Below are 11088 nucleotides of genomic sequence, written 5' to 3'. Positions count from 1 at the left end.
GCATTGGTTGCTCACGAGTTTTTTTAGCCGAAACTACCGGCAATATAATCTTGTGTGACTGGAATCTGGGGATTACTGAACATCGTGGCCGTTGGCGTGTACTCCATCACATGACCCAGATGGAAGAACGCACACTGACTGCTGACCCGCGATGCCTGTTGCATGTTATGCGTCACGATAATGATTGAATACTTCTTCTGCAATTCCAGCAGGGTTTCTTCAACCTTCACCGTGGAAATTGAATCCAACGCGCTACAAGGTTCATCCAAAAGCAACACGTCGGGTTCCATGGCAATTGAGCGTGCAATACACAACCGCTGTTGCTGACCCCCGGACAAGGAGAGCGCACTCTTTTCGAGGTTGTCTTTAACCTCATCCCAGAGAGCCGCCCCCTTGAGACTCTTCTCAACGCGAGAAGCCAGTTCATCCTTACCCTTGATACCGTTAGCTTTCAGGGCATACACGATATTTTCTCGAATTGATTTAGCAAACGGATTTGGTCGTTGGAACACCATCCCAATGTGCCGCCGAATCTCGTAGATGTTCACATCTGGTTCGTTGATATCAACCCCGTGATACCAAATCTTACCAGTTACCGTGGCGATTCCATCGTTCATCCGGTTCAACGACCGCAAGTACGTGGACTTGCCGGAACCCGAGGCACCAATCAAAGCCGTGATCTGGTTCTTCGGAAATTCTAGGTTGGCGTCATGCATGGCATGGTTGGCACCATAGAACACCTGTAAGTTATCCGTCTTTAAGGCCAGCGAGACACTGTCATCGAAGGTCTGCACGGCCGTCTTTTCAAATGAATATTGTTTTAACATGGCAGCTCCTCCTTATTTGCTGGCCGTCACGCGACGATACAGGTAGTTTCCCAGTAACCGCGCACTCAGGTTGAACAGTAACACGGCAATAATCAGAACCGCAGAGGCCGCAGCAGACAACGCTGCAGCATTCGTCGCGAGCCCTTCCGTGTTGATCTTCCAAATATGAACCGCCAAAGTTTCAGCCGGTCGGAATGGATTCAACGGACTGTCCGCATTCATTGGGTTCCAGTCACCAAAGTTCGTCACTGGGGCACTTTGACCAGCCGTGTAAATTAAAGCTGCGGCTTCCCCAAAGACCCGGCCGGCACTCAGAACGACCCCGGTCACGATTCCGGGTAAAGCAACCGGCAGGATAATGCCAATTTCAGTTTTCCATTTTGACAAGCCTAACGACAGCCCAGCCTCTCGTTGACTGCTAGAGACTGCACTCAATGATTCTTCAATGTTCCGCGTCAAAAGTGGGAGGTTAAAGAAGGTCAGCGCAATGGCCCCTGAAATAACAGAAAACCCAATCTTAAACTTCACGACGAATAACAGGAAACCAAACAACCCAACCACCACAGAAGGCAAGGAACTCAGCACTTCAATGGCCGAACGAATCAGACTCGTTCGCCAGTTATCTTTGGCATACTCGGCTAAGTAAATCCCAGCACCCAATGAAATCGGGATTGAAATGAGCATCGTCAAAACTAGCAGATAAAAAGAATTGAATAGTTGAACCCCAATGCCACCTGCTCCAGAAAAGGCGTCCGTTGTTCCCGTCAAGAACGTCCAACTAACGTGCGGTAAGCCGGCAACCAAAATGTACGTCAACAGGAAAACCAAGATACCAACCACAGCGGCAACAATCAAGTTAATCATCACCGTTGCGACAAAATCTTTGCGTTTAGCGTTCATGTTTCAGTTGCCCCCTCTTAGCAATGACCCGGACTAATGCGTTAAAGAACAGTGACATGAGCAACAGGATCAGCGCCAGTGACCACAACGCATTGTTGGGCAACGTGCCGTCAATCGTGTCCCCAATACCCGAAGTCAATTGACTTGTCAGTGTTGAGGCAGCGGAAATTAAGTTCTTAGGCATCACAGCGGCGTTCCCAATTACCATTTGAACCGCTAAAGCTTCACCGAATGCCCGCGCCATCCCAAAGATAATTGCCGTTAAAATACCGGGCGTGGCAGAACGTAAAATCACCCGTGAAACTGTTTGCCACCGAGTGGCCCCCAGTGCCAGTGAAGCTTCTTTGTAATGACGAGGAACTGCCCGCAAACTGTCTACCGTCATTGACGTAATCGTTGGTAATACCATGACGAACAGGACAAACGTGGCTGAAATAATCCCAAACCCGGAGCCCCCCACCAAGTGACGCATGAATGGCACAACTACTGCCAAACCAATGAACCCATAAACAACGGAAGGAATTCCCACCAACAATTCAATGACTGGTTGCAGCAACTTCCGCCCCTTGTTAGGCGAAATTTCCGTCATGAAGATCGCCGTTCCTACTGCAAACGGTGTTGCCACGATGGCTGCCGCAAAGGTTACCGCAAAGGACCCCACAATCATCGGCGCAGCCCCAATGTGACCGGTATCGGGTGACCAGTTAGTCCCCGTTAAGAATTGCCAAACGTTCACGTGGTTCTGAGTAAACGTGGCCAATCCCTTAGACGTGATGAACCAAAGCATCGAAGCCACTACTAGAATAATGACGCCAATACAGAGATAACTGATTCCACGCCCCAGCCAATCCTCACGCGTTGCGCGGGTGGCATGGTGTAGCCGCGCCGACCACTCGTTGGACTGGACGTCTTGTTTCTTAAGTTGAAAATTTGTTTGTTCCATAGGTTGACTCCCCCTTAAAAAAAATGAAGGTGCTACGACCGCACCTCCACCCTGTGACTTACCACTAATAATCTAAGTTGTGCCTAATTTTGGGTAACCGTACCCTTAGCATCCTTCGTCACTTTCATGTCGTGGATACTGATGTAGCCCATGTCTTTAACTAAGCTGTCTTGCACCGTCTTGGAATCCATGTACTTCAGGAAGGCAGCAGTGACCTTGTCAGGTGTCCCCTTCGTGTACATGTGTTCGTAAGACCAGATCTTCCACTTGTTGTTTTCAACGTTGTTGTCCGTTGGCGTTACGTTGTCGATTGAAACGGCTTGTAACTTGTTCGTGAAGTAAGAGAAGGCCAAGTAACTAACAGCCCCGGGAGTTGAGGAAACAATCTTTTGAACGGCACCGTTAGAATCTTGTTCTTGTGACTTGATGGCAGTTGCACCCTTCAAGACAGCATTTTCAAAGGTTGCTCGGGTCCCACTTCCTTGTGCCCGGTTAACGATAACGATCTTTTGATCCTTACCACCAACCTCTTTCCAGTTCGTGATTTTACCCGTGAAGATTTGCTTTAATTGCGCCATCTTCAAGTTCTTAACACCGGTATCTTTGTTCACAACGGGAGCCATCCCAACAACGGCGACCTTGTGGTCAGTTAACTTGTCAGCCTTGATGCCGTCTTTTTCTTCAGCGAAGATATCTGAGTTACCGATTGATACGGCACCGGCTTGCACTTGGCTTAACCCAGTCCCAGAACCCCCACCTTGAACGGTCAAGTTAACCTTGCTGTTCTTGGATTGGAAATTAGCACCTGCTTTGGCTGCCAATGGTTGTAACGCGGTTGAACCAACTGCGGTAACCTTCCCCGATAAAGCCTCGCTGCTACTGCTACTCTTGCTACTAGTTGAGCTCGTTGCCTTGCCACAACCTACCAAAAGTAAACTAATTGTTGCAATCCCCATTGCTAATTTTGATCCCTTATTCATCTCAGTCACTCCATGTCTTTTTTAAGAATAGTAGAACCACCACACGTAAGCTAAGCAGCAATACTCGTGGTGCCTCCCCTTAACTTACAACCTTGATTCTAAGCGATGAATATAAATTCTTCGTCGCAATCGTGTAAATTTTCGGTAAATGTTGCCAGTTTCTGTATAAATTCTCTAATATCACGGTATTTGACCCCCATAACCGATTAATCATTTAATTTCAGGGAATTAATTGCGTAATATAACGGAATTGACTAGAATGAAATTAAGAGGTGACCAAAAGTGGCAAAGAAAAATGAACGGGCAGCCCGTCATGCCATTATCGTTGACATGAACGACTTCTTAATGGATTACGCTGCTAGCAAGTTAGGTCCCAAAAAGGACCTGGCACAGCAGGTGTCAGCTGCAGCTAAAACAGATTTAACCGGATTAGATGACCTATTTAAAGACAACGGGGTTGGTCGACGAACCAAGTATGTTGACCTGGCTGCTGGCTTCCTTCGTGACGAAGCCGACGCTGATGGCGAAGATACTGAACATGACTTTACCGCTGCAAGCGAGGCCCTGGCCAAAGAGGCCCTGGCTTACTTAGACAGTCACGCTAAAGATTTCGACCGTTGGGAAGAAGCGTAGCAAAAGAGAGTGAAGCAAGAGGCGGTTAGTGAATAAGCATTAACATCCTTAGACGAATAATCTTGGTCTTGAATCGTTTGTCTAGCGAGGTTAAGCGGGGTTGACTGCCTGTTGCCTCACGTTTTGACTATATACGTTCAGAGTGCAAAAAAGGTTTGGGACAAAGTCTCAAACCTTTTTTGCTGTATTTCTAAAACGTGCGCTGAAAGGCAGCTAATCGCCTTCTGACGCACACTCTTTGGTTGACATATTTACTGCCATTGCCAGAGATCCGCCTTCATCTTAGTTGCAATCATCTGGGAGAGAAGGTCAATAAACTGATCTGGCATATATTTGGCAGTGTCCAGGTCCGTGGTTTGTTCATCGACCTTGGTAATGACTGACCCTTGATGCTCCAAGTAAAGTCCATATTTAGGCGCAATCTGACATAACCGTTCAACTTGTTCTTGCGTCACGTACAACGCCTCCTCAATATTTACTCTGAGCTTAGCGAAATCACGCAATGCCGTCAAGATAATCAGTAACAGAACTTTTTGGCCACCAGTTCCTGATGAATCGTTGACGCAAGACTGGCCTCATCCGGACCGTCCGTAATGATCTGCACGAACTGCCCCTCATACTGGGCCAATTCACGTCCTAGTTCCGGGTCCAAGGGGTCCAATTCAACATCATTGATTTTGATAATAGCCGTGCCACGATAGTGTTGACAAGCTCTCTGTAAGCTATCGGTCTGCTCAGTCGTTGGGATACTTTGGTAAAGAGGAAATCCTATCGTCTTCATTTGTCTCACCTCTATTTATATTGTAAGCGCTTACTTTACACTTGCCAATACCTTTTATAACATTTTCACAATCTTTCCGCTTCGCGAACACGCGTTCAAACCAGGTTGAAAGTGTGGTATGATATTGCCAGAAATGGAGGAGACGCCGGTATGACAAATAAATTGGGGGTTCGTGAATTAGTTGAATTCACCCTACGCACGGGCGACCTGAGTAGCACTTCAGGTAGTCAAAACACCGCCCTGTTAGGCGCCCAGATTCACCGTCGTCTTCAGAAACAACGCGACGAAAACTATCAAAAAGAGTACTACCTTGAACAAGAATTAATGCTCAACGGTAATCCATACCTCCTTCACGGCCGGGCCGATGGCGTGATACTCACGGATGACACGGCTGAAATTGAAGAAATCAAAACTTCCGAAACGGTCTTTGACCAGCTGAGTGAGAACACCCTGACCCTTTACTGGGCCCAGGTCAAGATCTACGCGCACCTGCTGATGGAAAAGGAATCTGACTTAAACGCAGTCACCCTCACCCTGACTTACTTTCAGACGAATACTGAAACCACCACCCAGAAGACTCAGACAATTAGTAAATCAGATGCCCAAACATTCTTTGATGATGTCATCACTGAGTACGTCACCTGGCTCAAGTTTCGCTCGGATCTGCAAGCGCGGCGCGACCCGACGATTCATCAGTTGACCTTCCCATTCGACCACTATCGACCGGGGCAACGTGAGCTAGCCGTCGCTGTTTACAAAACGATTCTAACCAATAAACGCCTCTTTGCTGAAGCCCCCACTGGAACGGGTAAAACAATTTCAACCTTATTCCCCAGCATCAAAGCCATTGGCGAAAGCTTGATCCAACGAATTTTTTATCTGACCGCCAAGCAAAGTACACGCCGAGTGGCTGAAGAAGCCATCACCATGATGGCCGCACAAGGACTCAAGCTAAAAAGTATCACGCTGACCGCCAAGGAAAAAATTAAATTTCCCGAGGAAGCTGACTTACTACCCGAGGAAAATCCATACATGTTGGGTTACTATGATCGGTTAAAACCCGCGTTACTAGATCTTATTCAGAATAATGATCAACTGACCCGCCCCGTCATCGAAAAATACGCGCGCAAGCACACCCTGGACCCATTTGAGTTCCAACTGGATGCCAGCCTTTTTTGTGACGTCATTATTGGTGACTACAACTACCTCTTCGACCCCCAGGTCCACCTCCAGCGTTTCTTTGCTACCGAGGATCCTGACAACTTCTTTCTGATCGATGAAGCCCACAACTTGGTCAACCGTTCCCGTGAAATGTACTCTGCAGCCATCAGTAGCCAACCACTCGACCACCTGATCAACCAGAGTCGTGACCTGCCCCAATCTAGTAAGAAGTTGCACCGCCGCCTCCTCGACCTGCGTGCCACCTTTGACGACGTAGCGGCACCTCTGCTCGCGGAAAATCAGACGGACAGTACCTTCCTCACACCACCCGAAAACTTCGACCACGACCTTGGCCGCTTGGTAGAAGCGATTCACGATTGGCTCGTCGATCAACCACAAACGCCGTTCACACAGGCTATCTTGGACTACTATTTCGCGGCCATCAGCTATCAGCGAATCGGTGAATATTTTGATGAGACTTACCGCATGCGCTTGGAAATTGTTGATGGCAACATCACCTTGAAAGAACTCTGTCTGGACCCTAGTGACTTTCTAGCGGATAGCCTGGCACTTGGTCATGGGGCGGTGCTCTTCTCGGCCACCCTTTCACCAATGGACTACTATCAAACTGTCCTGGGAGGGGACACTGACAGTTTGGCCTATCGGTTAGATTCGCCCTTTGAACCGCAGCATCAAGCCATTATGGTCACCACCTACATTCAAACAACCTACAAGCAACGTAACGCCAACCTCGCCAATATTTTGTTGGCAATCAAAACCATGGTCGACGGAAAGAAAGGCAACTACCTCATCTTTCTGCCCTCTCGTAGCTACCTGATCGATGTGAGTCAGGCCTTTCAGCTAGCCTACCCGCACGTCAAAACTGTGATCCAAGAGGCCCAAATGGCGGAAGCGGATCGCACTGCCTTTCTCGCTCATTTTGTATCGAACCCAGCGCAAACGCTAGTTGGGTTCGCCCTCCTCGGTGGTATTTTTGCCGAAGGTATCGACCTCAAGGCCGACCGTTTGATTGGCGTCGGTATCGTTAGTGTCGGGCTCCCTGGTATCAATCCTGAGACCGACTTGATTCGCGACTACTTTGATGCGCAATCCCAACACGGTTTCGCCTTTGCCTATCAGTTACCTGGCCTCAACAACGTCTTTCAAGCTGCCGGTCGATTGATCCGGGGATCAAAGGACGTGGGTGTCATCCTATTAATGGATCAACGCTTTGCTAGTCCCCGTTACACGCACCTGTATCCACGTCACTGGCAACATTTCCAACGGCTCTATCGACCGGAACAATTAACGACAGCCATCCAGAATTTTTGGCATCAGGAGGTATCCGATGAAAACTAAATTGACCCTCTCCATGGAACAAACCCTCTATTATTACTGTAGAGAAGCCGGTGCCTTTGCCGTTGAAGAGGTCACCATGCCAGATGATCAAGGCATCGTCGACACCCTTAGTTACCAAGAACTACCTAGTGGCGACATTGAATGGCGCTGCTATGAACTCAAGGTCACCAAGAGCGACTTTCATTCTAAAGCCAAGCTGTCCTTCGTCGGTCATTACAACTACTTTGTCCTGCCACTCGACCTCTATCAGGAAGTGGCTGACGAAATTCCTGCGGGCATTGGGGTTCTCATTTACCGACCGTTCGCCGAGGAACTTTTGGCCACCGCAACTGAGACTCCCGTTGCGCCGGGGTATCTTACTGTAATGCGACCACCACGACACCAAGACTTGCAGGTACCGGCTAGCCAGTTAACTACCCGGTTCATTGCTTCACAGGCCCGTGAAGTTGGCAAAGCCAAGCAAACGGCCACCGGTCTCAAACAATACAGTACCGATCGTCTCTACCAGGAACTCAAAAAGCGCCACCAACACTATGATATCTACGATCCCGAGGCTAACTTTTACGAGCAGTTCATTGAAGATACACAATCGACTGCTGTGACGGCCCTACAGACTGAGGTCGATGCTTTGAACTTAGAGCTTCACACCTTACAAGACCAACTAAAGGAGCGTTCATAATGTTGTACTTCCCCTACTTTCGTGGCCGACAGTACGACCTCCTCGCCTTGAAAAAGATTGCTGAACAACAGATATTGCCGCACAACATCATTCCCATTATTGAGCCCGTTCGAGATATCCGGGCCCTCCCTCAAACTGTGGCCGCCTTCGTGGAGCATGATCAGCCGCTGGTCGTTATCACAAATCCTACGGTCAGTGATTACGCTCTGACACAACAAAAGCTTTACGACTGGCAAACTTGGCGCGATAATCCCAATCTCATCGTTGGCCATATCTTGACTCCCACCACGGTAGCTAGTCCCCCGGTCGCTGGTCACCAAACTTTACTGATTGGTCGGCAGTATGACGAACTCTTAGCAGCCCATCATGCTGGTATTTTAACCGATGCCACTTACCTATTGGTCCCACCAGAAGCGCGGATTCGCCAACTCCTACAGCGGCCAACCATTAGTCTTTTTGATCACGCCTGATTGCCGGAACACGACCGCAGCTACGCCGACATTGAAGACGGCTTCTTCAGTAACGACTGGGAACTAGCCACCTTGAATCACTATCAAGGATTCAGTGACTACACCATTGGCGGCAGCCACTATAGCGAACACGGCTACCCAGCTCGGGCGGTCACCCTCCATTTGACCTACTTTGCAGGTGAACAGCTCCGCATTCATCGCTTCGTTTCTGACGACCGCTCAGACTTCAAGCATCCCAAGGAAAAATTCTTTCAGGCCGTTAAAAAGTTGGCTGAGTGGTTGCCGCAGCAACCCGCCAATGTTCAAACACCGGCGGCCCAAGAACTCGCAGCCTATCACACGCAACACCACTTTCCTGGGTTGGGCGTGGTCAAGCGACTCAGTCTGGAGCACCACCTCCAAACGATGGCGGCTTACTTTAAAGCGCACTATCCACTGAATTGATTTCAGTTAGATGCCAAAAGGTTGAAAGGTTGAAAACCGTTATCAAGCCAACGGCGTTATAGACTTAAAATTAGTCTCACCAGTCACCTACGGCTGTCAGAGATTCCGCCTGCTGTGGGGAACGCCTGCGGCCTGGAAACCGGTCCTCCGGCTCGGTTTGAAGCCTGGAAAAACCACCAGTCTTCAAACACGTCCCACGCTGTAAGCCGAAAATCAGCTAACACCGTCGACACAGCTGGCTCCACCTCTGACCTCCTCCGGTTAAACAGGTTCTTGGAAACTAAGCTAGTTTAAAGACCTGGAAGAGACTGTTACTCAGTAGTATTGGCGCGTCACTGGGTAGCCGAGAGTGAGCCAAATTTGGACTCAGCCGTGGGATTTTCAAGTGATTTTCTTAAAAATGGCGACTTGGAGACGTGCTTTGCGGCTTCAAGCGAGGGACAAGACCGCACTTTGGCTTGTCCCATCCTTCCCACAGCGTTCCAGTCCAAATTTGGCAAACGGTAAGGCGGTAATTTCCCACTATGTCTGACTAAACACCAAAGCTCACCCCCTGTTGTATCAAGCATAGTGAGTGCTTCAATGCTTTTAATCTTCAGTTAGATACCAATAAAACCAGCTGAGGTTTCAGACAGATTGTCTGCCTCCTCAGCTGGTTTTTACCTAAAATTCAAGTGGCCAGCAAATTCACACCCGCTACTTCAATCAAAAATATTGGCCAACAAGTGTTGTTGCTGCATGACCCACTGGGTTGAGAGATCCATCGCCGCCCGGCAAGCTCGGGTTTTGTCCAATGCGTTCAGCATGACAAAATCATGGACCATCCCCTGGAACCGAACCTGCGTTACCGCCACCCCAACCTGTCGAAGACGACAGGCATAGGCTTCGGCCTCATCGCGTGTCACGTCTGCTTCCGCCGTCAGGATCATGGCAGCTGGTAGTTCAACTAGCTCCGACTGGTCCGCCTTTAGCGGCGCCACTGTGCTTTTCTCGCGATCCGCTTGGTCAGGCGCATACTGGTCCCAGAACCACTGCATCCCAGCGCTAGCTAAGCCATAGCCCTCACCAAATTCTTGATAGGAGGCCGTTTCGAAGTCCGTATCCGTTACCGGATAATACAGTAGCTGACCGGTAATCCTGGGGCCCTTCCGTTGCTTGGCTAACAAGGTCATCACGGTGGCTAAATTGCCACCGATGCCATCCCCCGCCACAATCAAGTGACTGGCATCCCACAGGCCGTGAGCGGATGCCGTTTGACAAAGAACGGCGTAGTTCTGCTCAACCGCCGTGGGATACTGAGCCTCCGGCGCCAATGAATATTCTGGAAAAATGACCACCGAATGGGTCCTGACCGCCAATTCACGAATTAATTTATCATGCGTATGGCTGTCCCCAAAGACCCACCCACCGCCGTGAATGTAAAAAATGACGGGCAACCGACCAAACGCGCCAATCGGCCGAATGTAGCGTACGTTAATAATGCCCCATTCACCAGTGTCACAAGGTTCATCTTCAATCGTCACCTCATCCTTAGCGATGGGACGGTCCTGAAAATCACTTAACAGTTGCCGGCCGGCATCCGGAATCAATTCATATGAGCGCGAATGAGCGCTATTATCCTCACAGACCGCTACCGCTGCTGGTTCTAAAGAAAGTCGTTCCCCCATGTCACAGTCCTCCTCTTTGAAATCCCCAAAAACTAGCGTTACTCATTTATACCCTGAATCGCCAGCCAATCCAATCGAAGGCCCTGCATAGTCGTTTAATAGTTAAACCACCTAACCACGGTTCGACGATAGACGTTTAGAACGCAAAAAGGCCTGAGACCTTTGTCTGTACTAGTCCCTGTCAAGTTGTCATACGAAATAATATAATTTTATGTTGTCTCTAAGCGGCCTCATTCCGGTATTC

At 49.1% G+C, this 11088-nt stretch carries 10 protein-coding genes and 1 pseudogene; 4 read left to right on the top strand and 7 right to left on the bottom strand.

What is annotated here, in order from left to right; all coding sequences use genetic code 11:
• Nucleotides 1-23: 23 nt before the first annotated feature.
• The 4 genes from pstB to EKM75_RS05250 all read right to left on the bottom strand — a co-directional run bounded on the left by pstB (nt 24) and on the right by EKM75_RS05250 (nt 3650).
• On the bottom strand, nt 24-827 hold the full coding sequence (gene pstB, locus EKM75_RS05265) for a phosphate ABC transporter ATP-binding protein PstB (protein ID WP_125692711.1): 804 nt from the start codon (nt 825-827) through the stop codon (nt 24-26).
• Between the two features lie 12 nt (nt 828-839).
• Entirely contained in the window at nt 840-1727 is an 888-nt protein-coding gene (gene pstA, locus EKM75_RS05260) for a phosphate ABC transporter permease PstA (protein WP_125692709.1), read from the bottom strand.
• Nucleotides 1717-2670 (bottom strand): phosphate ABC transporter permease subunit PstC, encoded by a 954-nt coding sequence (pstC, locus tag EKM75_RS05255; RefSeq protein WP_125692707.1) that lies wholly within the window; start codon nt 2668-2670, stop codon nt 1717-1719. Before pstC ends, pstA begins: the two co-directional genes overlap by 11 nt.
• Before the next feature lie 83 nt (nt 2671-2753).
• On the bottom strand, nt 2754-3650 hold the full coding sequence (locus tag EKM75_RS05250; protein ID WP_125692705.1) for a phosphate ABC transporter substrate-binding protein PstS family protein: 897 nt from the start codon (nt 3648-3650) through the stop codon (nt 2754-2756).
• A 282-nt stretch (nt 3651-3932) separates the two neighbouring features.
• Here EKM75_RS05250 and EKM75_RS05245 point away from each other — a divergent pair, with 282 nt between their 5' ends.
• On the top strand, nt 3933-4283 hold the full coding sequence (locus EKM75_RS05245; RefSeq protein WP_125692704.1) for a hypothetical protein: 351 nt from the start codon (nt 3933-3935) through the stop codon (nt 4281-4283).
• 251 nt (nt 4284-4534) lie between these two features.
• Here EKM75_RS05245 and EKM75_RS05240 read toward each other — a convergent pair whose 3' ends face one another.
• On the bottom strand, nt 4535-4738 hold the full coding sequence (locus EKM75_RS05240; protein WP_125692702.1) for a hypothetical protein: 204 nt from the start codon (nt 4736-4738) through the stop codon (nt 4535-4537).
• 62 nt (nt 4739-4800) lie between these two features.
• Entirely contained in the window at nt 4801-5064 is a 264-nt protein-coding gene (locus EKM75_RS05235; RefSeq protein ID WP_125692700.1) for a PTS sugar transporter, read from the bottom strand.
• Nucleotides 5065-5214: 150 nt separating this feature from the next.
• Between EKM75_RS05235 and EKM75_RS05230 the strand changes: the two genes are divergently transcribed.
• The 3 genes and pseudogenes from EKM75_RS05230 to EKM75_RS05220 all read left to right on the top strand — a co-directional run bounded on the left by EKM75_RS05230 (nt 5215) and on the right by EKM75_RS05220 (nt 9177).
• Nucleotides 5215-7584: an ATP-dependent DNA helicase gene (locus EKM75_RS05230; RefSeq protein ID WP_125692698.1), complete on the top strand. Its 2370-nt coding sequence runs from the start codon at nt 5215-5217 to the stop codon at nt 7582-7584.
• The gene (locus EKM75_RS05225; RefSeq protein WP_125692696.1) at nt 7574-8263 is read left to right on the top strand and encodes a hypothetical protein; all 690 of its coding nucleotides are present in this window, start codon (nt 7574-7576) and stop codon (nt 8261-8263) included. The genes EKM75_RS05230 and EKM75_RS05225 overlap by 11 nt, the downstream gene beginning before the upstream one ends.
• Nucleotides 8263-9177: pseudogene (locus EKM75_RS05220) on the top strand (sce7725 family protein). The gene EKM75_RS05225 and the pseudogene EKM75_RS05220 overlap by 1 nt, the downstream one beginning before the upstream one ends.
• A 701-nt stretch (nt 9178-9878) precedes the next feature.
• Here EKM75_RS05220 and EKM75_RS05215 read toward each other — a convergent pair.
• Nucleotides 9879-10844 (bottom strand): alpha/beta hydrolase, encoded by a 966-nt coding sequence (locus EKM75_RS05215; RefSeq protein WP_125692694.1) that lies wholly within the window; start codon nt 10842-10844, stop codon nt 9879-9881.
• Between the last annotated feature and the right edge of the window lie 244 nt (nt 10845-11088).

The sequence above is a fragment of the Levilactobacillus tongjiangensis genome (assembly GCF_003946345.1).
Lineage (GTDB): Bacteria > Bacillota > Bacilli > Lactobacillales > Lactobacillaceae > Levilactobacillus > Levilactobacillus tongjiangensis.
Note: the sequence above shows the minus strand (reverse complement) of the source record. Positions and strands in the feature narration are given on the sequence as shown.

Excerpts from the sequence above, each read along its gene's own strand:
- pstB (WP_125692711.1), bottom strand. The coding sequence starts at position 827 with ATGTTAAAACAATATTCATTTGAAAAGACGGCCGTGCAGACCTTCGAT.
- pstA (WP_125692709.1), bottom strand. The coding sequence starts at position 1,727 with ATGAACGCTAAACGCAAAGATTTTGTCGCAACGGTGATGATTAACTTG.
- pstC (WP_125692707.1), bottom strand. The coding sequence starts at position 2,670 with ATGGAACAAACAAATTTTCAACTTAAGAAACAAGACGTCCAGTCCAAC.
- EKM75_RS05250 (WP_125692705.1), bottom strand. The coding sequence starts at position 3,650 with ATGAATAAGGGATCAAAATTAGCAATGGGGATTGCAACAATTAGTTTA.
- EKM75_RS05235 (WP_125692700.1), bottom strand. The coding sequence starts at position 5,064 with ATGAAGACGATAGGATTTCCTCTTTACCAAAGTATCCCAACGACTGAG.
- EKM75_RS05230 (WP_125692698.1), top strand. The coding sequence starts at position 5,215 with ATGACAAATAAATTGGGGGTTCGTGAATTAGTTGAATTCACCCTACGC.
- EKM75_RS05225 (WP_125692696.1), top strand. The coding sequence starts at position 7,574 with ATGAAAACTAAATTGACCCTCTCCATGGAACAAACCCTCTATTATTAC.
- EKM75_RS05215 (WP_125692694.1), bottom strand. The coding sequence starts at position 10,844 with ATGGGGGAACGACTTTCTTTAGAACCAGCAGCGGTAGCGGTCTGTGAG.